This window comes from Streptomyces sp. NPDC001904, assembly GCF_040297005.1.
GTDB lineage: Bacteria > Actinomycetota > Actinomycetes > Streptomycetales > Streptomycetaceae > Streptomyces.
Genome location: NZ_JBEOYI010000006.1, coordinates 120,551 through 142,938, shown reverse-complemented (window position 1 = coordinate 142,938; position 22,388 = coordinate 120,551). Strand labels below are relative to the sequence as shown.

Annotated in this window: 21 protein-coding genes; 8 read left to right on the top strand and 13 right to left on the bottom strand. The window is 72.5% G+C overall.

The annotated features are described in order from the left end of the window. Nucleotides 1–183: 183 nt before the first annotated feature. Genes ABT127_RS12120 through ABT127_RS12095 form a run of 6 tightly spaced genes read left to right on the top strand, consistent with a single transcriptional unit; the run spans nucleotide 184 to nucleotide 7,507 of the window. Complete coding sequence (locus tag ABT127_RS12120; RefSeq protein ID WP_351447612.1) at nucleotides 184–1,554, top strand: aspartate aminotransferase family protein; 1,371 nt, start codon at nucleotides 184–186, stop codon at nucleotides 1,552–1,554. Then, nucleotides 1,554–2,744, top strand: coding sequence for a mandelate racemase/muconate lactonizing enzyme family protein (locus tag ABT127_RS12115; protein ID WP_351447610.1), 1,191 nt, complete (start codon nucleotides 1,554–1,556; stop codon nucleotides 2,742–2,744). The genes ABT127_RS12120 and ABT127_RS12115 overlap by 1 nt, the downstream gene beginning before the upstream one ends. Beyond that, on the top strand, nucleotides 2,741–3,583 hold the full coding sequence (locus tag ABT127_RS12110; RefSeq protein ID WP_351447607.1) for an amidohydrolase family protein: 843 nt from the start codon (nucleotides 2,741–2,743) through the stop codon (nucleotides 3,581–3,583). Before ABT127_RS12115 ends, ABT127_RS12110 begins: the two co-directional genes overlap by 4 nt. Then, on the top strand, nucleotides 3,580–4,440 hold the full coding sequence (locus ABT127_RS12105) for an SDR family NAD(P)-dependent oxidoreductase (protein ID WP_351447604.1): 861 nt from the start codon (nucleotides 3,580–3,582) through the stop codon (nucleotides 4,438–4,440). Before ABT127_RS12110 ends, ABT127_RS12105 begins: the two co-directional genes overlap by 4 nt. 14 nt (nucleotides 4,441–4,454) lie before the next feature. Further along, a complete protein-coding gene (locus ABT127_RS12100; RefSeq protein WP_351447601.1) occupies nucleotides 4,455–6,569 on the top strand; it encodes a putative phage tail protein in 2,115 nt (704 codons plus the stop codon). Further along, nucleotides 6,566–7,507 carry a GNAT family N-acetyltransferase gene (locus ABT127_RS12095; RefSeq protein WP_351447598.1) on the top strand — a complete coding sequence of 314 codons (942 nt, stop codon included), beginning with the start codon at nucleotides 6,566–6,568 and terminating at the stop codon, nucleotides 7,505–7,507. Before ABT127_RS12100 ends, ABT127_RS12095 begins: the two co-directional genes overlap by 4 nt. Nucleotides 7,508–7,583: 76 nt before the next feature. Here the strand turns inward: ABT127_RS12095 and mnhG are convergent, their stop codons facing one another. Genes mnhG through ABT127_RS12065 form a run of 6 tightly spaced genes read right to left on the bottom strand, consistent with a single transcriptional unit; the run spans nucleotide 7,584 to nucleotide 13,830 of the window. After that, nucleotides 7,584–7,949, bottom strand: a complete 366-nt coding sequence (gene mnhG / locus ABT127_RS12090; protein ID WP_351447595.1) for a monovalent cation/H(+) antiporter subunit G — start codon at nucleotides 7,947–7,949, stop codon at nucleotides 7,584–7,586. Beyond that, the gene (locus ABT127_RS12085) at nucleotides 7,946–8,239 is read right to left on the bottom strand and encodes an MrpF/PhaF family protein (protein WP_258395025.1); all 294 of its coding nucleotides are present in this window, start codon (nucleotides 8,237–8,239) and stop codon (nucleotides 7,946–7,948) included. The genes mnhG and ABT127_RS12085 overlap by 4 nt, the downstream gene beginning before the upstream one ends. Next, nucleotides 8,236–8,817: a Na+/H+ antiporter subunit E gene (locus tag ABT127_RS12080; RefSeq protein ID WP_351447591.1), complete on the bottom strand. Its 582-nt coding sequence runs from the start codon at nucleotides 8,815–8,817 to the stop codon at nucleotides 8,236–8,238. Before ABT127_RS12080 ends, ABT127_RS12085 begins: the two co-directional genes overlap by 4 nt. Next, on the bottom strand, nucleotides 8,814–10,400 hold the full coding sequence (locus ABT127_RS12075) for a Na+/H+ antiporter subunit D (protein WP_351447588.1): 1,587 nt from the start codon (nucleotides 10,398–10,400) through the stop codon (nucleotides 8,814–8,816). The genes ABT127_RS12080 and ABT127_RS12075 overlap by 4 nt, the downstream gene beginning before the upstream one ends. Continuing rightward, nucleotides 10,397–10,942 (bottom strand): Na(+)/H(+) antiporter subunit C, encoded by a 546-nt coding sequence (locus ABT127_RS12070; protein ID WP_351447585.1) that lies wholly within the window; start codon nucleotides 10,940–10,942, stop codon nucleotides 10,397–10,399. The genes ABT127_RS12075 and ABT127_RS12070 overlap by 4 nt, the downstream gene beginning before the upstream one ends. After that, nucleotides 10,939–13,830 carry a Na+/H+ antiporter subunit A gene (locus tag ABT127_RS12065; RefSeq protein ID WP_351447582.1) on the bottom strand — a complete coding sequence of 964 codons (2,892 nt, stop codon included), beginning with the start codon at nucleotides 13,828–13,830 and terminating at the stop codon, nucleotides 10,939–10,941. The genes ABT127_RS12070 and ABT127_RS12065 overlap by 4 nt, the downstream gene beginning before the upstream one ends. A gap of 151 nt (nucleotides 13,831–13,981) precedes the next feature. Here ABT127_RS12065 and ABT127_RS12060 point away from each other — a divergent pair, with 151 nt between their 5' ends. Further along, nucleotides 13,982–15,760 (top strand): APC family permease, encoded by a 1,779-nt coding sequence (locus ABT127_RS12060; protein WP_351447579.1) that lies wholly within the window; start codon nucleotides 13,982–13,984, stop codon nucleotides 15,758–15,760. Here the strand turns inward: ABT127_RS12060 and ABT127_RS12055 are convergent. From ABT127_RS12055 to ABT127_RS12045, 3 genes are read right to left on the bottom strand one after another with little or no spacing between them, the layout of a single operon-like run. After that, nucleotides 15,744–17,414, bottom strand: a complete 1,671-nt coding sequence (locus tag ABT127_RS12055) for a hypothetical protein (protein WP_351447576.1) — start codon at nucleotides 17,412–17,414, stop codon at nucleotides 15,744–15,746. The genes ABT127_RS12060 and ABT127_RS12055 overlap by 17 nt on opposite strands. Continuing rightward, complete coding sequence (locus ABT127_RS12050; protein WP_351447573.1) at nucleotides 17,411–18,439, bottom strand: hypothetical protein; 1,029 nt, start codon at nucleotides 18,437–18,439, stop codon at nucleotides 17,411–17,413. The genes ABT127_RS12055 and ABT127_RS12050 overlap by 4 nt, the downstream gene beginning before the upstream one ends. Before the next feature lie 5 nt (nucleotides 18,440–18,444). Beyond that, the gene (locus ABT127_RS12045) at nucleotides 18,445–18,822 is read right to left on the bottom strand and encodes a hypothetical protein (protein WP_351447571.1); all 378 of its coding nucleotides are present in this window, start codon (nucleotides 18,820–18,822) and stop codon (nucleotides 18,445–18,447) included. Between the two features lie 352 nt (nucleotides 18,823–19,174). Here ABT127_RS12045 and ABT127_RS12040 point away from each other — a divergent pair, with 352 nt between their 5' ends. Next, entirely contained in the window at nucleotides 19,175–19,699 is a 525-nt protein-coding gene (locus ABT127_RS12040; RefSeq protein WP_351447568.1) for a hypothetical protein, read from the top strand. A 15-nt stretch (nucleotides 19,700–19,714) separates the two neighbouring features. Here the strand turns inward: ABT127_RS12040 and ABT127_RS12035 are convergent, their stop codons facing one another. From ABT127_RS12035 to ABT127_RS39315, 4 genes are all read right to left on the bottom strand, one after another. Next, nucleotides 19,715–20,221: a DinB family protein gene (locus ABT127_RS12035; RefSeq protein WP_351447566.1), complete on the bottom strand. Its 507-nt coding sequence runs from the start codon at nucleotides 20,219–20,221 to the stop codon at nucleotides 19,715–19,717. A 140-nt stretch (nucleotides 20,222–20,361) separates the two neighbouring features. Then, nucleotides 20,362–20,799, bottom strand: coding sequence for an SRPBCC family protein (locus ABT127_RS12030; protein ID WP_351447563.1), 438 nt, complete (start codon nucleotides 20,797–20,799; stop codon nucleotides 20,362–20,364). A 28-nt stretch (nucleotides 20,800–20,827) separates the two neighbouring features. Then, complete coding sequence (locus ABT127_RS12025) at nucleotides 20,828–21,838, bottom strand: aldo/keto reductase (RefSeq protein ID WP_351447561.1); 1,011 nt, start codon at nucleotides 21,836–21,838, stop codon at nucleotides 20,828–20,830. A gap of 184 nt (nucleotides 21,839–22,022) precedes the next feature. Further along, complete coding sequence (locus ABT127_RS39315; protein ID WP_502971685.1) at nucleotides 22,023–22,163, bottom strand: arylamine N-acetyltransferase; 141 nt, start codon at nucleotides 22,161–22,163, stop codon at nucleotides 22,023–22,025. Nucleotides 22,164–22,388 lie beyond the last annotated feature (225 nt).

The window sequence follows — 22,388 nt, the reverse complement described above, 5'->3', positions numbered from 1 at the left end:
GTTGACCGGCCCGGGAACCGGTCGTAGTCTCCTGCCGTGTTCTGCACCACAGAACGCTGTTCTGAAAAATCAGAGCGGCTGTGAGAACACTTCCTGCGGAGACTGCCGGGCGGATGGCGCCAGGGTGCACGGGCCGGGCAGGGCCCCTGACACCGACGACTCTCGACGCAAGGAGCAAGCCCCATGAGTTCAGGCCCGGACGCCCCCTCCGGAGCCCGGATCGCCGAGCGCGCCCGCAAGGTCGTGCCCGGCGGTGTGAACAGCGGCCAGCGCAGCATCCCCGGCCTCACCGATCTCGTCGTCACCGGCACGTCGGGCGCCCGCTTCCGGACCGCCGACGGCCGCGAGTTCACCGACTTCCACGCCGCGTTCGGCCCGCCGCTGCTCGGCCACAACGACCCCGACGTCGCCCGCGCCGCCGCCGAGGCCGGCGCCCGCATCGGCCACATGGGCGTCGGCGTCACCGAGGGCGAGGTCGCCCTCGCGGAGCAGCTCGTCGAGCTGATCCCGTCGGTCGAGAAGGTGCTGCTCACCTCCACCGGCAGCGAGGCCACGTTCCACGCGCTGCGCGTCTCCCGCGCCGCCACCGGCCGCCGCCTGATCGTCAAGTTCCAGGGCTGCTACCACGGCTGGCACGACGCCGTGAGCCTCAACGTCATCTCCGCGCCGGAGAAGGTCGGCTCCCACGACCCGATCTCCGCGGGCATCCTGCCCGAGGTCCTCGACGCCACCCTCGTCCTGCCGTTCAACGACAGCGAGGCCGTGCGCCGCGCCTTCGCCGAGCACGGCCACGACATCGCCGCCGTCATCGTCGAGCCGGTCCCGCACAACGTCGGCGCCCTCCTGCCGCACCAGGAGTTCCTGACCACCCTGCGTGAGGAGACCACCCGAGCGGGCAGCGTGCTCGTCTTCGACGAGGTCATCACCGGCTTCCGGCACGACCTCGGCGGCTGGCAGTCCATCTGCGGCGTCACCCCGGACCTGACCACCCTCGGCAAGGCCATCGCCAACGGCGCGCCCGTCGGCGCCATCGGCGGCCGCGCCGACCTGATGGACCTCTTCTCCACCACTCCGGGCGCCCCCGCGTTCTTCGCCGGCACCTACAACGGCCACCCCTCCGTGGTCGCCGCCGCCCTCGCCACCCTGCGCAAGCTCCGCGAGGAGCCGGTCCACGCCCACGTGTACCGGCTCGGCAACCGTGTCCGTACCGAACTCGCCGCAATGTACGAGAGGTTGGGCGTACCCGCCGTCGTCACCGGGCACGGCTCCGTCTTCGTCTCGTACTTCATGCCGGGCCCCGACACCCCGCGGACCTACGACGACCTGCTCGCCAACGACGCCTCGCTGTTCGTCGGCTACCGCCGCAAGCTCCTCGACCACGGCCTGTTCGAGCTGCCCCTGAACCTCAAGCGCAGCCACATCAGCTACGCCCACACGGACGCCGACGTCGAGCGGCTGATCGAGGGCACCGAGGCCGCCGTCAAGGCCGTCCTCGCCGAGGGCGGCGCACGCGACCTGGAGAACGCCTCCACGATGGGCGGGGCGGTCAACTGATGCTCACCGTGAACACCACCCGCCCGGCGGGCCCCGCAGGACGCATCACCCGCGTCGAGACCCTGATGCTCGGCACCGCCTGGCGCGACTTCGGCTACGTCCGCGTGCACACCGACGAGGGCCTGTCCGGCATCGGCGAGATCACTCACCCCTACCGCGGCCAGGAGGTCTGCGCCCTCACCGAGTCCCTCGCCCGCCGTCACCTCATCGGCGCCGACCCCTTCGACATCGAGGAGGTCTGGCTCCGCCTGTACCAGGGGGACTTCCTGCGCGGCGGCGACATGGGCGGCATCGCCCTGTCCGGACTCGACCAGGCCATGTACGACCTGATGGGCAAGGCCCTCGGCGTGCCCGCCTACCGGCTCACCGGCGGCGCCTGCCGCGACCGCGTCCGCGTCTACGCCAACGGCTGGTACAACGGCGAGCGCGATCCGGAGGTCTTCGCCGCGAAGGCCCGCGCCATCCTCGAAAAGGGCTTCACCGCCCTGAAGTTCGACCCCTTCGGCCCCGGCCTGCACGAGCTGGAGCGCGCCGAACTGCGCCGCTCCGTCGACCTCGTCGCCGCCGTCCGCGAGGCCGTCGGACCCGACGTCGACCTCTTCATCGAGGGGCACGCCCGCTTCGCCATGCCGACCGCGTCCCGTCTGCTGCGCGAGCTGGAGCCGTACGACATCGGCTGGTTCGAGGAACCGCTGCCCTGGACGCACATCGAGCGGTACGCCGAACTGCGGCAGCGGGCCCCGTTCCCGATCTCCGGCGGCGAGCACTTCCACAACCGCTACGAGTACAAGCAGCTCTTCGCGACCGAGGCCGTCGACATCATCCAGCCCGACCTGTCGATGGCCGGCGGCTTCACCGAGGTCCGCAAGCTGGCCGCGATCGCCGACACGCACGGCATGCTCGTCGCCCCGCACAACTCCAACTCGCCGCTGTGCACCACCGTCTCGGTGCACGCCGCGCTCGGCATCCCCAACTTCAAGATCCTGGAGACCTTCGACGGCCTCCTGGAGGACTACGTCTTCCAGGCTCTCGAGGGCACCCTGCCGCTCGCCGCCGACGGACACGTCGACCTGCCCACCGCGCCCGGCCTCGGCGTCGAACTCGTCGACGAGGTGTTCGAGGAGCACCCGCCGACCCACCGGTTCTGGAACATGTTCGCCGAGGGCTGGGAAAAGAGGAACCGGACATGATCGTCGACGTCCACTCCCATCTGTTCCGGCACAGCCACGACTTCACCGACCCGTTCGCCTCCGACTCCGCCCGCGCCCACGAGGGCGAGGTCGACCTCACCGTCAAGTGGGAGGAGTACGAAGCCAGTTCACCGGCCGACACCCGCACGATCGTCGTCGGCGGGAAGGCCCGCCGCAGCGGCCTGTGGGTCGACGACAAGGCCGTCGCCGCCTACGTCGCCGAGCGCCCCGACCGCCTCATCGGCTATCTCGCCCTCGACCCCACCCAGCCCGGCTGGCAGGACGAACTGCGCCACGGCCACCAGGAGCTGGGCCTGCGCGGCATCAAGCTCATGCCGATGTACGCGGGCTTCGACCCGGCCGCCGAGGAGTACGACGAGCTGTACGCGTACGCCGAGCGGCACGGCCTGCCGCTCCTCGTGCACACCGGCACCACCTTCGTATCGGCGGCGCCCCTGGAGTACGCGATGCCGCGCCACCTCGACGCGGTAGCCATCCGCCATCCCGAACTCCGCATGGTCCTCGCCCACTTGGGTCATCCCTTCGAAGGCGAGTGCATCGCCGTCATCCGCAAGCACCCGCACGTCTACGCGGACGTCAGCGCCCTGCACTACCGGCCGTTCCAGCTGTGGCACAGCCTGCGGCTCGCTCAGGACTACGGCGTCCTGCACAAGCTGTTGTTCGGCAGCGACTACCCGTTCACCACCGTCGACGACTCGGTGAAGGGGCTGCGGGAGATCGCCGCGATCCCCGGCATCCCCGGCCTTCCGCCGCTCGACGCCGACGCGGTCGAGGCCATCATCGAGCGGCCCTCGCTCGACCTGCTGGGGCTGTCATGAGCGGCGGGGCAAGCGGCGTCGACCGCTTCGACCTGACGGGCCGCACCGCGCTGGTGACCGGCGCGGCCCGGGGCCTCGGCCGTGCCTTCGCCGTCGGCCTCGCCGAGGCGGGCGCGGACCTCGTCCTCGTCGACCTGCCGGGCGCGGAGGGCATCGCAACCACGGCCGCCGCCGTCGAGAAGCTCGGCCGCCGGGCATGGACGTACGGCCAGGACCTGTCCCGCACGGAGGAACTGGCCGGCTTCACCGACACCGTCCGCGCCGACTGCGGCCCGCTGCACATCCTCGTCAACAACGCGGGCACGGCCGCGCTCGAGCGGGTCGGCGAGATCACCCCGGCGAGCTGGGCGGCGGTGATGCGGGTGAACGTGGACGCCGTCTTCTTCCTCACCCAGCGCGTCACCGAGCACATGGTCGCGGACGGCGTCCGGGGCCGTGTCATCACCATCACCTCGAAGAACGCCCTGGTCGCGGAGGCGGGCCTGGCCCACTACAACGCGTCCAAGGCGGCGGCGCAGCTCCTCACCGAGACATACGCGGTGGAGCTGGCCCCGCACGGCATCACCGCGAACACCCTCGCGCCCGGCATGGTCGAGACGCCGATCGACGGGGAGTTCCCCTTCGACCGCGAGGCGTTCGAGGCCGCGTACCGCGAGCGCATCCCGCTCGGCCACTACGCCCAGCCGGACGACTGCGTCGGCGCGCTGCTGCTACTCGCTTCCGACGCGGGCGCGTACGTCACCGGCGCCCGGATCGTCGTCGACGGCGGTGTCCTCGCCGACCAGATGCCCCGGATGCGCTTCATGCCGCCGTACCGCAACTCCCTCACGTCCCCCGACACGTCACACGACACCTGAGGAGCGACGTCCCGATGGACGAGTCACGCAGACGGGCCCTGCTGCTGTCCGGACTGACCGGGGTGGGCGTCCTGACCGCCACCTCCGGCACGGCGCACGCGGCGTCCCGCGAGGACGCCCTGTACGTCGACACTGTTGCCGCCCTGCGTTCGTCGAAGGGTGTCCGGGACGGGGCGGTGGTCATCGTCGCCGGTTACCGCAAGCCCGGTGACGGCGGCGGGATGGCTGTCCGCTGGGACGCCGCCTCCAAGGCCGCGCACAACGGCGGGACCGTCATCGCCCCCGCCAAAGCCACGGCGCGGGGCCGCTGGCACCAACTCCACACCGGCGTCGTCGACTTCCGCACCTTCGGCCACTTCGACGCCGAAACGCCCGCCGACGCCGCCCTGGACGCGATGGTCGGCGACCCGGCCGTCCACCGCGTCGAAGCCCACACCGACCTGCTCTTCACCCAACGCCACCTGTGGCACCGCTCCCGCATCGAACTCGACTTCCACGGCCACCGCATGCTCACCGACGGCATCGAGGCCAACACCCACGACAACCCCTTCGGCGCCGTCCTCGCCTTCCGCGGCACCCCCACCGACACCACCCACGCCTACGCTCTGCCCGCCGACGTCATCGAACTGACCGACACCTTCCCCGTGCCGGACGCGGCGGCCTTCACGGTCGGCCAGTGGTGGACGGTGCAGGTCGACCCGGTGGCGGGCGGCGGCCGTGACGAGCGGGAACTGCAGAAGCTCGTCGAGGTCACCGAGATCGTCGACGGCACCCACATCCGCGTCGGCTACCTCAACGGCTGGCCCCTCGCCAAGGGGCGCACCCTCACCTGGACCCGCGTCGAACCCGTCCACGACACCCATGTGCGCAACCTCGTCTTCGAGGGCGCGGGCGACGACGAGTACACCGGCTCGCACCCCGTCTCCTACGAGTACGCCGTCGACTGCGACGTCTCCGGCATCCACGCCACCGGCTCCTTCTGGCCGGTGATCATGCGACGCTGGTGCACCCGGTTCCGTACCGAACAGTGCTCCCTGAAGAACCCGCCGACGGTCGAGTACGGCGGCGCGGGCTATCTCACCCAGCAGATCTACTGCCTCTACGGCCGCGTCGCCGACTGCACCACCAGCAATGTGCGTCACCTCAACGACCTGACGGCGTCGGCCTATTGCACCGTCATCAATTGCCACGGAGACGGCGACGACGCGGGCGGCAACCCCTTCACCACCCACGGCCAGTACGAGCACGACCTGCTCTTCGACGGCAACTCCGGCCTGATGGACATCGCCAACTCCGGCGCCCAGTGGGGGATCTCGGCCAAGCGCATCACCGTGCGCCGGCACACCTGCTCCTGGTTCACCGCCAACACGAAGATCACCGACCTGACCCTGGAGGACGTCACCGTCCTCGCCCGCCCCACCTTCGACCGGGCGGGCACCCTCACCGTCAACGCCGACGGCGCGCAACTGCGCGGCTGCACCGCGAAGACGTTCGCCGTCGCCCAGCGTTCGGCGCGCTCCGCACGGCCCACCGTGATCAGCGACTGCGACTTCGGCCCGCCCGCCGGTACCGTCCTCGTCCAGACCCCGGTGACCGCACCCGTCCACTTCGTACGCTGCGTGATCAAGGGGGCCGACGGGCTCGTCCTGCGCGGAGCGGGCCCCGTCCACTTCACCGACTGCACCGTCGAGGGCAGCCCCGACGCCGCGCCGCTGTCGGTCGGAGCGGCCCACCTGGTCGTCGACGGCGGCACGTTCACCGACACCGGCATCGAGCTGAGCGCCGTGCGCGACCAGCACCTCCAGATCACCGGTGGCGCCCGCCTCACCGGCACCAACAAGGCCAAGACCCTCCTCGGCCGGGCCGCCGGTGGCTCCGGCGCCGTCACCTGGCAGCTGACCGGCGCCGCCTCCAGCACGGACGACGAGGCGACCGCCCACGTCCGGATCGCCGACGGCACCAACCACTACGCCGCCACCGGCTGCCGTTTCACCGGCGGCCGCCTCCACCTGGAGCCCGCGGCCTGCGCCGACGTCCTGCACACCGCCTGCGTCGAACAGGGCACCAGGCGCAGCGCCCTGCCCGAGGACGGCGACCGCGTGCGCACCGAGGGAAACCTCCTCCTGTGACCCCTCCTCCCGCGATCCGCACCGCCACCGCGGCCGACGAGCCCGCCCTGCACGCCCTGTGGTCCCGGTGCTTCGGCGACGCCCCGCACCTGCCCGCGCTGTACGCCCTCGACCCGGGCCGCCACCACCGCACGTTCGTCGCCGCCGGACCGGGCGGGACCCTCGACGCCGTCGTCGTCTACGTGCCGCGCACCGTGCGCGACGCCCACGGCGCCCCGCACCGGATCGGCGGCATCGGCAGCGTCGCCACCCGGCCCGAGGCGCGGGGCCGGGGACTGGTCCGCGCGCTGCTCGCCGAAGCGACGGCGACCATGAGAGAGGAGGGCTGCGACTGGTCCCTGCTGTTCACCGGCACGCCCGGCGTGTACGGGAGTTCGGGGTGGCGCACGTTCGCGCGGCCGTACGCCGAAGGCCCGCTCGCCGACGCGCCGCACGCCCCCGGTGACGTACGCGAGGCACGCCCCGGCGACCTCGCGTCGCTGCCCCGCCTCCAGGAAGCCCACAACGCCCACCGCCCCCTCAGCGCGGTGCGTTCGGCCGACGACTGGCGGGTGCGGGTGCCTGCCTGGTACGGCCCCGGCACGCTCCAGCTGGTGGCCGAGGGCGGCGCGGGCGGTCCGCGCGGCTGGCTCGTCGCCCGCATCGCCGACGGGACGGCGGAGGTGCTGGAGGCGGCCGTCGCCGCCGACGACTGTCTGGCCGCCCTGTACGGGGGACTGGCCGTCCGCGCCCGCGCCGCCGGAGCCGACCGGGCCCGCACCCGGCTCCCGGCCACGCCCGGCGCCGAGCGCGCCCTGTCCCGGCTGCTGCGGGCCGATGCCGTGGTCCGGGGGACCGACACGACGGGCATGTACCGCCCACTGCTCGCACCGGCCCGCACCGTGGAGCGAACGCTGTCCGCGCCCGGCGCCGCCTACTGGTACGGCGACTCCTTCTGAGGTCGGTCCGGGGGCGGAGCGCGGGCCCGCGCGATGCTCCTCGGACACCCCCAGGTGGCGCTCGCCGGATCGAGCGCTACTCCGCGCGCGGCGGCCGGCCGGCCTCGGGGGCGCTCAGCTCGTCGTAGAGGAGGGCGCAGTCGCCCGTCTGGCCGGTGCGGTACGCGGCCCTCGCCACCAGATGGGCGGCGACGGCGCTGGTCAGGAGCTGGAAGAACGCGACGAGGGCCAGTGTGCCGAGGTCGACCCCGGAGCGCAGCCGCAGCGCGAGACCGGCCACGAGCAGCAGCATGCCGAACGTCTGCGGGTTGGTCGCGGTGGCGCTGCGCGTGAGGACGTCGGGCAGCGTGAGCATCCCGATGACACCGGCCAGACAGACCGCCGCGCCGAGGAGGAGAAGGACGGACCCGGCCAGATCGGCCGTCTGCTGCCAGGCGTTCACGGGCGCTCCTTGGTCCCCGCGCGGTCGCGCGAGGCGATGAACCGGGCGATGCCGACCGAACTGGTGAAGCCGAGGAAGGCCAGCACCAGCATGATCGACAGGTAGTAGCGGGTGCGGGTCATCGCCGCGTCCACCCCGATCCCGGCGATGATCAGCACTGCCGCCACATCGACGGCGACCGCCCGGTCCAGCATCGAAGGACCGCGCCAGATGCGGATGAGCAGCAGCACGCCCGCGAGGACGATCAGCGTCAGGGCGGCGTTGAGCAGGATGTCGTTGGCCAGCCTCACGAGCCGCTCTCCTTTCCGGTGGGGGAGGACGGGCGGGGGTCCGCCGCGATCCGCGCGATCTCCTCGCGCGTGCCGAAGGCCCGTACGACCAGGGCCTCCAGACGCCAGACGTCCCGGCGCGAGCGGGGCGCCGTCGCGGGGTCGTCGGCGTCGCTCACATGCAGGTACAGGGTGGCCGTCGCGGCGTTGACCTCGACGAGCGCGCCTCCGGGCACGCTGGAGACGGCGACGGCCGTCGCCGCGATCATCAGGTCCGTGCGGCAGCGCAGCGGCACCCGCAGCACGGCGGCCGGACGGCGGCGCCCCGTCAGCGCGTGCCGGGTCACGACGACGCTGGACGCCACCATGTCGTAGAGCAGGTATCCGGCGAGCCGCAGGATCCCGCGCGGCCGCAGCCGCAGATCGAGATCGACGGCGGGCAGCGGGAACGCCAGGCACAGGATGACCGCGACGACGACACCGCTGATGAGGTTGCCCCAGGTGAGGCCCGACCACAGCAGCATCCAGATGACGGTCAGCCAGGCGATCAGCGGCCAGTCGAGGCGGCGCCGACGCGCCGCGAGGGCGGGGGAGTTCACGGTCCGAGCACCGCCTTGACGTAGGGGGTACGGGCGAGGAGTTCGGCGGCCGAGCGGTCGGCCAGGCCGGTGAGCGGGGTGGCCAGCACGGTGTAGGAGAGACCGAGGGCGACCGCCGCCGCGGTCGCCGCCGTCATCACGCGCGGGATCCGGGCGGTGGTGCGTACGACGGTCTTCGTGGCGGGGCCCGAGCCGTCCTCGGGCGCCGAGTCGGGATCGTCGCTCTCCTCCAGGACATCGCCCTCCACCGGGAGTTCGGTCACCGCGGGCCCCCGCCAGAACGCCAGGTTCCAGACCTTCACCATCACGTACAGCGTCAGCAGGCTCGACGCGGCCACCCCGGCGACCAGGACGTACGCCACGTCGCTGCCGTCCTCCACCCCGGCCCGCAGCAGCCCCAGCTTGCCGATGAAGCCGGACAGCGGCGGGATCCCGGCGAGGTTCATCGCGGGCACGAACCACAGGGCGGCGAGCAGCGGGGCCGTTCGGGCCGCGCCGCCGAGCCGGGTCAGTTCCGTGGTCCCGTACCGCTTCTCCAGCAGACCGGCCGCCAGGAACAGCGTCGTCTGCACGGTGATGTGGTGGGCCGTGTACACGATCGCGCCGCCGATGCCGTCGCGGCTGCCGAGCGCGAGTCCGAACAGCATGAAGCCGATGTGGCTGACCAGGGTGAAGGACAGCAGCCGCTTCAGGTCGGTCTGGGCGACCGCGCCGAGGATGCCGACGACCATGGACGCCAGCGCCACCGCCATCAGCTCGTCCGAGAGCCGGTTCCCGGGGAACAGCAGCGTCTCGGCACGGATCATCGAGTACACGCCGACCTTGGTGAGCAGGCCCGCGAAGACCGCCGTCACCGGCGCGGGCGCCGTCGGATAGGAGTCCGGCAGCCAGGCCGCGACGGGGAACGCGGCCGCCTTCACCCCGAACACGGTGAGCAGCAGCACCTCGGCCATGGTCCGTACGCCGAGCGGGAGTTCGGGCATCCGCACGGCGAGCTGCGCGAAGTTCACCGTGCCCGCCGCCGCGTACGTCACGGCCACCCCGGCGAGGAACACCAGGGAGGAGACGAGCGAGACGACGACATAGGTCGAACCGGCGCGGATGCGCGGCTCGGTGGCGCCCAGCGTCAGCAGCACGAAGCTCGCCATCAGCATGATCTCGAAGCCGACGTACAGATTGACGAGGTCGCCCGCGAGGAAGGTCAGCGACACCCCGGAGACCAGCACCAGGTAGGCCGGGTGGAAGACGGCCAGCGGCGCGTTCTCCTCGCGGTCGGCCATGTCCTGGCCCATCGCGTACACGAGGACGATGAGCGTGACGGCGCCGGACACGGTCAGCATCAGCGCGGCCAGCCGGTCGGCGACCAGGGTCACGCCCAGCGGCGGCCCGAAGTCGCCGAGGTGGACCACGAGCGGACCCGTGCGGTCGGACTCCACGAGCAGGACCAGGTCGACGGCGACGACCCCGGCGAGCACCCCGACGGTGATCACACGGTGCAGCCAGCGCAGCCGGGGCCCGATGAACAGGCTCAGGCCGCACACCGTGAGCGGCATGATGACGGGCAGCGGAACGAGAGCGTTCACCGGGCCTCCTCCGGATCGGTGCCGAGCACGTCGTCCCACAGGTCGCCGGACGAGTCCCGGGCCCGCGCCTGGAAGGCACGGTCCGCGCGGATCCGGCGGCGCTGCTCGCGGCGCTCCTCGCGCCAGGCCCGCTTGCCCTCGCCGCGGTGCTGCTCGCGCAGTTCGTGGCGCTCCTCGGCGATCTGGGCGCGCAGCACCACGCGGCGGTCGGCGATGTCGTCCGGCACGAAGTCCGAACCGGTCAACTGGCTGCTGCGGTACGCCATCGCGAGGACGAACGCCGTGGTGGCGAGCGTGATCACGACGGCGGTGAGCACGATGGCCTGCGGCAGCGGGTCGGTCACCCGGGCGTGCGACACCCCCGGGTACAGCAGCGGGGGCAGACCCGCCCGGCCGGCCGAGGCGAGGACGAAGAGGTTGATGCCGTTGCCGCACACGATGATGCCGATCAGCACCCGCGTCAGACTGCGGGTCAGGATCAGCATCCCGCCGGCGGCGACCAGCACGATGCCGCAGACCAGCAGGGTCGCACTGACACTCACCGGCGCTCCTCACCGGCGAGCGCGAGGCCCGCCCTGTACTCGGTCTGCTGGTCGATCTTGGACCCGAGGGCGCGGACGACGTCGAGCACCACGCCGAGCACCAGCAGATACACGCCCAGGTCGAACAGGACCGCGGTGCTCGCGTGCCAGTCGCCGATCAGCGGCAGGTGCCCGTGCCAGGTCCAGCCGTGCAGCACGGTCCCGTCGGCGAGCCCCACCAGGGCGACCCCCGTCGACAGGGCGAGGCCGAGACCGGTGAAGAAGCCCGGGTGCACCGGGGCCGCGGCCGCCAGCTCGTGCCGTCCGCCCGCGAGGTAACGGATGGTCAGGGCGACCCCGGCGACGAGTCCGCCGACGAAGCCGCCGCCCGGCAGGTTCTCCGCGCACAGCAGCAGATACATCGACAGCATCAGGATCGGGTGGAAGACGAGCCGGGCGACCACCTCGAAGACCACCGACCGGTGCTCGGGCGCGAGGGTGTCCCCGGCCACCAGCCAGCTGCGCTCCGGCGCCCCCTGCCGGTACTTGGCCGGGACCCGGAGCCGGGACGTGGCCAGCGACCACGCCGTCACCCCGCCCGGCAGCCGCGCCGGGGGCGAGGCCGCCCGGCCCTGCCTGCGGTGCACGTAGAGCAGGCTGGTCACGCCGAGCACCGCGACCGCGAGGACGGCGGACTCACCCATCGTGTCCCAGGCCCGGTAGTCCACGAGGATCGTCGCGACGACGTCCTTCAGCCCGTGGTGCGCGGTCTCCTCGGTCATCGCGGCCCCGGCCGGTTCGGCGGTGCGCGCGCCCGCCGCCAGCCACACCGCGCAGGCCACCGCGGCGCCGCTGCCCAGCGCGAGCAGGACGCCGGTGAGACGGCGGCGGATCTTCTGGCTGTCGCCGAAGAAGACCGGCAGCCGGCGCAGGACGAGCACGAGCACCACCGTCGACACCGTCTCCACGCCGAACTGGGTGAGCGCGAGGTCGGGGGCGCCCTGCACGATGTACAGCGCCGCCGTCCCGTACCCGGTGAGGCCCGCGAGCACGGCGGCCTTCATCCGCCGTTGCACCAGCAGGCACATCAGGGCGCAGGCACAGGTCAGCGCGCCGACACCGGCCTGCCACGGGGAGTCCCACACGCGGGGCGCGGGGGTGCCGGCCCAGGGGCGGTCGGTGGCGAGGACCGCGACGAGCCCGGCGAGCATGACCGCGAGGACCGTGGCTACGTACGCGGGAAGCGAGCCCTTCTGCACCGAGCCCGTCACCTGGAGTGCGGAGCGTTCCAGGCCCAGCACGAGCCGGCCGAACACCTCGTCGGCCTTGGGCCAGGCGAGCCGCCGGCCGAGCCGCACCACCGGCTCCCGCGCCAGGAACAGCGCGACACCGCCCGCCCAGGCGAGCGCCGACAGCCCGAGCGCGAGCCCGAAGCCGTGCCAGAGGGCGAGGTGATAGGGGTGCTCGGGCACCGGGTAGGCGTGCGCGTACTCCTCGAAGAGCCCGGCCAGCAGGCCGATGCCGGGACCGAACACCAGGCTGCCGAGCGCGAGCAGCGCGGGCGGGGCGAGCAGCCCCGCGCCGACCCGGTGCACCGGGGTGTCGGCGACGCCCGGCTTGCGGGCGAAGGCACCCCACAGGAAGCGCAGGGTGTACGCGGTGGTGAGCGCGGAGCCGACGACGATCAGGGCGAGCGACCACCGCTCGCCGGGACCGCCGTGCGCCAGCGCGTCGAACGCCGCCTCCTTCGCGGCGAAGCCGAGCAGCGGCGGCAGCGCGGCCATCGACGCCCCGGCCACGACGGCGACCGCGCACACCCACGGCAGCGACCGCCCCACCCCCGAGAGGCGCCGCAGATCGCGGGTGCCCGCCGCATGGTCGACGATGCCGGTCACGAGGAACAGCGGGGCCTTGAACAGCGCGTGCCCCAGGATCATCGCGACGGCCGCCAGCGCGGTGTCGTACGACCCGGCGCCCGCGAGGACGACGAGGAATCCCAGCTGGCTGACCGTGCCGTAGGCCAGCACGATCTTGATGTCGTTGAGCCGCAGCGCACGCCAGCCCGCGAGCAGCATCGTCGCCGTGCCGAGCGTCAGCAGCACCGGCCGCCACGGCGTGACGTCCGAGAGGGCCGGGGCGAGCCGTGCGACCAGGTACACGCCCGCCTTGACCATCGCCGCCGCGTGCAGATAGGCGCTGACCGGGGTGGGCGCGGCCATCGCGTTGGGCAGCCACAGACTCAGCGGCCACACCGCCGACTTGGCCAGCGCGCCGCACAGGATCAGCACCACGGCCGCGGTGAGCGTGGCGCTCGGCGCGGGCGGCGCCTCGACGATCCGCGAGATGCGGTAGGTCCCCGCGAGCTGCCCGAGGATCAGGAACCCGACGAACATCGCGAGTCCGCCCGCCGCGGTGACGGTCAGCGCCTGGAGCGCCGAGCGGCGGCTGCCGCGCTTCTCGCTGTCGTACCCGATGAGCAGGAACGACAGGACCGTCGTCAACTCCCAGAACAGATAGAGGATCATCAGATCGTCGGCCAGGACCAGGCCGAGCATCGCGCCCGCGAAGGCCAGCAGATTGCCGCCGAACTGACCCAACTGGCGCGTGCCGGGCCGGAAGTAGCCGGCGCAGTACACCAGCACCAGTGCCCCGATCCCGGCGGCGAGCAGCACCATCACGAGCGACAGCGCGTCGAGCCGGAACGCGGCCTCGACGTCGTACGCCCCGATCCAGGACCAGGTCTCGGTGCTCGGCCGCCCCGACGCCACCTCGCCCCACCGGGACAGCGCCCAGCAGAGCGCCGCCAGAGGCGGCAGGGCGAGCACGAAGAAGGCGCGCGGGCCCGCTCGGCGGACCAGCGGCGCGGCGCAGAGCGCGACGGCGAAGTGTGCGAGGACCAACAAGGTCATGAACCATGCATATCTGGACTTATGCGGCATAGCGGGTGAGACGCGCCGGGCGGCGTGCGCGGATCGTTGCGCCGTTCATCTGCCGTGCGCACCGCAACGGGGATAGCCTGGCCAGCTACAACTCCAGGGACGGGGGAGGGAGTTGGGTTACATGCGTGCGCGGGGTGGCTCGGCGGAGGACGTGGACGAGGGCCGACGGCTGTCCGCCCTCGATCTGGTGGGACTCGCGGCCGGCGGTGTGGTCGGCTCCGGCTGGATGCTCGCCGCGGGGCAGGCCCACTGGGCGGCGGGCGAGGACGCCGTGTGGGCCTGGGTGATCGGCGGCGCAGTGATGCTGCTGATCGCCGCGGTGATGGTCGAGCTGGGCATCGCCGCGCCCAAGACCGGCGGCCTGATCTTCCTCCCGCTCCAGGCCGCAGGCCCCCTCGTGGCCACCGTCGTGGCCGCGGCCCTGTGGATCGTCTACGCCGTGAACCCGGCCAGCGAGGCCGCCGCCATGGTGCGCGGCCTCGCCCACTGGTTCCCGTCCCTGCTGCGCAGCGGCGGGGCGGGTGCCGACGTCGGCGGGCTGCCCCTCGGCATGGACGGGACCTACGACCTCTCGCTCACCGGCGCCCTGTGCGCCGTCCTGCTGATGGTGGTCGTCGTCGGCTTCAACCTGCTGCCGGCCCGGCGGCTGATACGGCTGAACCTGTTCATCACCGTGATCAAGGTGCTCGTCCCGCTGCTCATCGTCGTCTGCCTCACCTTCGCCGCGACCGACGCCGCCGGCTCCTGCACGCCCGGGGACGCCTGGTACCTGAGCGGCCAGTCGGGCGGCGCCGACCATCTGCGCGGCCAGGCCGGACACTTCTCCGCCCTGTACGTGGTGCTCGGCGGCGGCATCATCTACGCGTACATCGGCTTCCAGGCGCCCCTGGACTTCGCGGGCAACATCAAGCGCCGCGGCATGGGCGAGGCGGCCCGGCTGCGCTGGGCCGTCTACGGCACCCTGGTCGGCGCCGTCGCCCTCTACACCGCACTGCAGTACGTGTTCGCCCGGAACTGCGGCTCGCTCGCCGCGGACATGCTCCAGTCGCCGTACGCACAGTTCGCCACCGCCGCCTCGATGACCTGGCTGGCCTGGCTGATCCGGCTCAACGCCGTGCTGTCCCCGATGGGCTCCGGCATCGTCTTCACCCACGCCCTGACCCGCGAGGTCGCCGCCCTCAGCCGCGCCCACCTCACCCATCGCGGCCTGCAGACCGCGCGCCGGGCCTCCTTCAAGTTCCGCGGGGCGGAGATCGACGCGTACTGGATGATCCTCATCGTCAACCTCGTCATCGGCCTGACCACACTCGCCCTCGTGCGCGGCAACTGGGAGGAACTGGTCGCCCTCAACAGCGTCCCGATCATGGTCGTCTACGCCATGCCGGGCGTGGTCCTCGTGGCGCTCCCCGGCACCGACGCGACCGGCCTGCGCAAGGCGGTGCGCTGGTGCCTGGCCTACGCGGCGTTCGTGGCCGTCGCCCTGGTGATCCACGAGGCGGGCTGGGCCGACGTCTGGCGGGGCATGGCGGGCGTCGGCACCGGGGCGGCGCTGCTGCTCGCGCTGCCCTGGCTCGCCGAGCGCGATCTGCCCTACATCGGCCGGGTGCTGCGCCACTACGACGCCCGTGAGCACGTGTCCCGGTTCGCCCTGCGCGGCGATCCCGCGGTACGGCCGCTGCTGTTGCTGGTCGGCTACCTCGCGGTGCTCGTGGGCTGCACGGGGCTGCGCGAACTGTTCGGCGACACCGCGGCCCCGGCGACGCGGGCCGTCTCCGTGCTGGCGGCCGTCCTGGTCTTCCCGCTGCTCGTGCGGGCCGCCCGCCGCTACATGGGCCGGGTCAAGCCCACCCTGCCGCACCAGGGAGAGGCGCCGCGCCCCCGGGTCAGCGCAGAGACTTGACGATCCAGTCGGCCTGCGGGCCGAGCCCCTCCGCGCGCAGCGTGTCGACCGCCTCGTCGCGGTGCCGCACGTCCGACCAGCGGCCCACCGTGGCGCGCAGCAGCAGCTCCGCGTCGGGCAGCGGGATCGCCAGCACGCCCCGCACCACGCACAGCACGTCGGACGCCTGCACCAACTGCTCGTTCTCCAGGAACCGTTCGAGCAGGGTCCAGGCCGCGTTCTCGAGCCCGGAGGCGTGCAGCAGCCGTGCCACACCCGCCACGAGCAGCGCGTCCGCGCCCTGCGACGCCGACGGGTCGGACAACTCGCGGCACGCGGCCTCCACCGCCTCGGCGTGCCGGCTCTCCTGGAGGACGACCAGACAGCTGACGAACCACTCCCGGTCGGCGCGCGGTTCCATCACGGCGACGGCGAGCTGCCGGCCCACCTCGTGCGCGGCCCGGGTCCGCTCGCGGTTGCGCGTGATGCGGTTCAGCAACTCGGTCAGCTCGTCCCCGGAGCGCCCGCGCACCTGCACCGCGGCGGTGTGGCACAGCAACGCCACACACGTCTGGTCGCCGCCCTCCTCCTCGTTCAGCCAGTCGCACAGCTGAGCGAGGACATCGAGGGAGCGCGGCACGGCGTCCGGGCCCGCGGGCACGGTGACGATGTCGGCCAGCAGCTCACGCGTCCCGGCCGTCAGCACCGGGTCCCGGTGCCACAGCGACACCAGCTTGGCCAGGCCCTGGACGTTCTGCTGTCCGGCCGCGTGCCGGCGCAGCAGCTCGCACTTGGCGGGCGACTCCTCCTCGCGGGTCAGCAGCGCGCAGAGCTTGACCACGTCACGCGGCTGCGCGGTGCGGCCGATGTGGGCGGCCAGGGCGTCGTGGCCCGCGCCGCGCCGCGCGATCAGCCGGGCGATCAGCTTGCGCGCCTGGTCCACCTGCTTGGCGTCGGGCGCGCTCAACTGCGCCTGCGCCCAGGTCTCCAGGATCTGCCCGTGCGGACTCAGGTGGAGGAACGCGCCCGCGAGGTCGGCGATCTCCTCGCCCTGTCCCTCGGCGCCGCCGGGCGTGTGCGTGGCGACGACGTGCAGCGTCAGCTCGAGCAGCCGGTCGGCCTGGACCGGGCACTTCTCGTCGAGCAGCGCCGTGTGCAGCAGCGCCTTGTCGAGGTTGGTGCGGCCCGAGTCGGGGCCGCCGAACACCGCCACCGTCCGGTCCGCGAGCTGCGGGAACCGGTCACGGACGACGCGCACGAAGACCGCGACGTCGAACGCGGTGCGCTGGCAGGCGACGTCGTGCACGATGCTCGCGGTGATCGGCGCGCTGAGCCGCCCCGCCTCCATCTCCTGCTGGAGCATGGCCAGTTCGGCGGCCTCGCTGACCGGCCGGGCCAGCGCCGCCGTCGCCATGATCATGACCGCGTCGCGGGCGTCGAACCCGTCCGCCAGCTCCACCAGGTCCTGCACACCGCGGCGCAGCGCGAAGGCGTGCAGCGCCCGCATCGCCATGGCCTCGCTCCGGGTGGACCGCATCTGGTCGAGGATCCGGGCGAACTGCGGCCCGTCGACCTGCGTCACCCACGCGTAGTCCTCGGTGAGCAGCTTCGCCACGTCCGGCTGGAACAGCAGATGAGTGCGGCGGGCGCCGACGACGCCGTTGTGCTCGCTCACGCGCCGCCCAGCAGCGCCGGCTCGATCTCACGCCAGTAGCGCACGAAGTCCACCGGATTCGGCAGCAGTGTCGCCGCGCGGCGCTCGACCCGGCTCGCCAGGTCGCGGCTCTGCTCGTCGCCGGACTTCAGGCGGACCACGACACGGCCCGCCAGATCCGGCTTCTGCATCAGCCTGCGCAGCTTGCGCTCGCCGTACAGCCGGAGCTCGCGGACCCAGTCGTCCTCGGTCTGCGGCTCACGGCCGGACGGGCGGCGGCCCTTGGCGTGGTTGGTGAACAGCGCCGCCGCCTCGGAGGCGTCGTTGAGCAGCATCCGGGGCGCGTCGTGCACCCCGCACGACTGCATGTCCTCGTCGATGCCCGCACGCAGGGCGCCGAGCGTGAGGTCGTCGTCGTGCTCGGACATGCCCTGCCCCAGCACGTTCAGCAGATGGCCGGAGAACGGGGTGCAGCCGTTGAGCGGACTCGGCAGGTTGGCGCAGGCGTCGGCCGACGCGTTGTGCACGTTGCCGCTGACCGCGCTGAAGACACAGGTGCCGTCGGAGCGGGTGCCCAGGATCCCCGGCAGCGGCGAGTCCGGGCCGAGATGCGGCAGCAGGTTCGAGTAGCAGCAGTCGGTGATGAGGACCTTGAGCCCGGCCCTGCTCTGCCGGATCGCCCGGTACACGTACCAGGACGACAGCCACGTCCACGGCTCGTTCTGGTAGGAGGAGCCGACGGCGAAGTGCACCTGGCCGCCGGGGACGTCCTTCCAGTACGCGCCGTGCCCGACGTACACGACGAGGAGGGTGTCCTCGGGCCCCTCGCCCGCAGCGGCGGCGTCGTGCAGGGCGCGCATCACGCCGTCCGCGGAGTACGCGGCGTCGCCGGAGAGGATCACCGAGCGGGCGGCGTCGCCCCAGCGCGGGTCCCCGGCGAGCGCGTCCCCGTAGGCACGGGCGCTGGTCTCGATCGTGGGATAGCCGCTCATCCCCGAGTTCGCTTCGTAGGTGCCGACGCCTATCACCAGGGCCCGGGAAGCCATCTCCGTCAGCTCCCCTCGGCGAGGGCGGGCGGCTCGCCGTCGCTGTCGTCGGCGCCGTCCCGCGCCACCTCGGGCTGCTGCGCCGCCTCGGCCGGCTGCTCCGCCTGGACCACGACCACGGTGACGGTCGGCGGGTCGAGCCGGCGGCCGCGCCACGCGTCGATGGCGCGCTGCGCCGCGGCCTGCACCACGGCCCCGGTGGCGCTGGTGAGGACCGCCATCAGCAGGGCGGCGGCCGTCCCGCCGTCGAGCGTGTCCCGCTCCTCGTCCGCCGCTTCCAGCCGCCACTGGAGGGCGGTCTCGCGGGCCAGCTCGGCGCGGAGTTCCTCTGGTTCGTCCAGCCCGACAGGGCCCTCGACCCTCACGGAGATCGTCGCTGTCATACCGTCCGGTTCCTCCCCCGAGGCGGTCGGAGCATCGTTGTCAGTCTGCCAGGCGGCCGGTCGGGGCGCGAGAGAGTGCCGATCACCGTTACACGCTCATGACACGGCCAACGTGCTGTCGAAGCAGTCGACTTGACGGTGTGCCCGGCCCCTTCCGCGCGGCAGCCGGGGCCGCCGCGCCGGTGTGGGGGGAGGCGGTGCGCGGGCGGCTTCGTCGTGCGTGACAACGTGTGGGGGGCGCGCTCATCGGGCACGACGAGCGGGCCCCGGCCGTGTTGCCACAGTGCCGGGCGCGGGCGGCTGTGTACGTTCGCGACGACGGCCAGGACGACGTACGGGAAGGACCTTCGACGTGACCGACGGCAGTACGGGCCCGGACACCGCCGCGCACGAACGGGCGGAGGTGTGGGGAGAACGGCTCAAGGAGCGCATCTACGCCTCGCTCACCCTGCTCGCCGTCCTGGTGGGCCTCGCCATGAGCGGTCACCCCAGCCACTCGGGCGCCGTGGTCGCCGTCGCCGTGACCGCGCTCGGCCTGTGGCTGGCGACCCTCGTCGCCGACCTGCAGGCACACCCCGTCGCCCACCGCAGCAGGCCCGGAGCACACGAGATCCGGCACGTGCTCTTCGTCAGCAGCCCGCTGCTGACCAGCGCCGTGGGACCGCTGCTCCTGATCGGCCTGTCCGCGGCGGGCGCGCTGCACCTCGACACCGCCCTGTGGATCTCCGTCTACAGCGAGGTCGCCGCGCTCGCCCTGTGGGGCTTCGCCGGTGGCCGCAGCATCGGGGCGGGCATCCTGCGCGCCACGGTCACCGGCGTCCTCAACGCCGTGATCGGCCTGGGCGTGGTCGGCGTGAAACTCCTCGCCGGCCACTGACCGCCCCGGTGGGCCTCAGGAGCCGGTCGAGCCGTCGAGCATCTCCCGCAGGATGTCCAGATGCCCGTTGTGCCGGGCGGTCTCCTCGGTCAGGTGGAGCAGGATCCAGCGCAGATCGACGTGGAGCCCGTCCCGGATCGGCCGCTCGGCCCGCGTGTCCAGCTCCGTCCCGGCGGCCAGCTCCCGGTTCCGGGCGCACTGCGCGGCGTACTCGTCGAGCACCTGCCCCACGGGGAACTCCACGGCGATCCGCATCTCCCGGTCGGGATCCTCGTCCGTCCAGGGCCCCAGGTCCTCCTCGCCGAGGAGCATCACCTGGAACCAGTAGTACTCGACCCACCGCAGGTGGTTGATCAGCCCACTCACCGTCATCAGCGGTGAGCCGGGCAGAAGCGCCTTCCGGGCATCCTCCTCGGAGATGCCCTCGCACTTGGCGCGGGCGGTGTCACGTGCGTAGTCGAGGAACGTGGTGAGCTGCGTGCGCTCGTCCCACGCCTTGGGCGTGTCATCGATTCTGGTCATCGGGGCCCAGGGTGCCCTGTCGGGGTGATCGCCGTCGAGGTGATTGTCGGGCCGTCCCCCGGTGTCGGGCACCCCACCGGGGGATCGACCGCGTCCTGACGGCTCTCCGACAGCTTCCACCCCCTCGCGCGGCCCGTGCCTCACGCCTTCGGCGACATGCCCTGAGCGAGAGTCTCGTGCAGGGAGTCGAGGCCATCGGTGTAGATGCCGGTGAAGAGTTCGACGACCTCCTCCTCGGTGGCGCCCTCGGCGTGGAAGCGGCCGGACCACTGGACCTCGGCGAGGTCGTCGCGGCCGGGGACCGTGTGGACCCGGATCGTGGAGAGGTACCCATCGACGGGGAACGGGGCCTCGAGGATGGCGTAGCTGTAGTGACGCTCGGCCTCGTCGAAGCTGATCAGACGCTCCACGATGATGTCGCCGTCGGGGTTGGTCAGGCGGCGGACCCTGCCGCCTTCGAGAGCGGTGCTCGCGGAGATGTAGGGGAGCCAGGCGGGCAGGGCGTCGAATCCGCCGATCAGGCTCCACACCCGGTCGGGCGGGGCGGGGACGGTGCGGGAGACGGACGTGGAAGCCATGGTCGTTCCTTCTGGTGTCGTGTGCGGGTCAGGCGTCGTACGGGAGCGGGGCCACCGGGCTGACCAGGCCCGCGGCACGCAGGTCGGTCCAGAACGCGGCCGGGACCGTCTCGTTCAGGGCCGCGGTGTCCTCGGCGATGCGGCCGGGCCGGGTCGCTCCGGGGACGACGGCGGCGGACGCCGGGTGGGCGAGGGAGAACTGCAGGGCAGCGGCCTTGATGCTGACGCCGTGCTTCTCGGTGAGAGCCTTCAGCTTGCCGACGCGCTCGATGATCTCGGCCGGTGCCTGCTGGTACTCGAAGTGGGTGCCGCCGGCGAGCACGCCGGAGCTGTACGGGCCGCCCACGACCATGTCGACGTTCTGCTCCTGGGCCATGGGGAGCAGGCGGGTCAGCGCGTGCTCGTGGTCGAGCAGGGTGTAGCGGCCGGCGAGGAGGAAGCCGTCGGGCCGGGGCTCGTCGAGGGCGAGGGTCAGCTCGATGGGCTCGGTCTTGTTGACGCCGAGACCCCAGGCCTTGATGACGCCCTCGTCACGCAGCCGGGACAGGACACGGAAGGCTCCGGTGCGGGCCTCCTCGAACTTGCCCAGCCACGCGTCGCCGTGGAAGTCCTGCGCGATGTCGTGGACCCAGACGATGTCGAGGCGATCGGTGCCGAGCCGCCGGAGGCTTCCCTCGATGGAGCGCTCCGTGGCGTCGGCGGTCCACTCGTGGAGGATCTTGTTCGGGTTCCCGTGCTCGAACAGGCCGCCCTTCTCGCCGAAGTCCGGCACGGCGGTCTCGTGCTCGTCGAGAATCACCCGGCCCACCTTGGTGGAGAGGACGAACTCGTCGCGCGGCTTGCCGGCGAGCACCTCGCCGAGCCGTTCCTCGGCGAGCCCGGCGCCGTAGAAGGGGGCGGTGTCGTAGAAGCGGATGCCGTGGTCCCAGGCGGCCTCGACGGTGGCGCGGGCCTCGTCGGCGGGGATGTCGCGGAACATGTTGCCGAGCGGGGCGGTGCCGAAGCCGAGACGGCCGGGAAGGAGGTTCTTGAGTGCCATGGGTCGTGCCTTTGCGAGATGTGGGGGTGGAGGCCGAGTGGCCATGTGAGCCGCGTCAGGGCGCGAGCGCACGCCTTACAGACGAAGACACTACTTGCATGCGCGGGCTATTGCAACCGCCCCTATTCTGCGCACGCGCCGTAAAGCGGATTGGGCGGGCTCCCCACCTGCCGTACCCCCGGCGTCACCGCCCGTCGGGGCCGAGCTTGTCGAGGATCGCGGCCGGCTCACCCGGGGTGAGGGCGATGTCGAACCCGAGGCGTTCCAGGGCGGCGGCGAAGGGGACGACGTGCTCGTAGCAGTAGCCCCCGCGAGGGCGTCGCACCAAGCGCTCCTGTGCGGCGCCGCGGCAGCCGGGTGCGGCGAGGTCGTGTGCGTTCCACAACCGGCTGGATGAAATGTGCGAGCGGCTCCGGATCCCGTTGCGTGGAGAAACGCGGCAACTGGGACGCCGCCCCACTCGCCACCGGACCGCGGTCCCCGCGAATGTCGTCGGCATCGGCGAGCCGCGGCCCCGCCAAGTCGACTTCCCCGGCGTGCAGTTGACTGC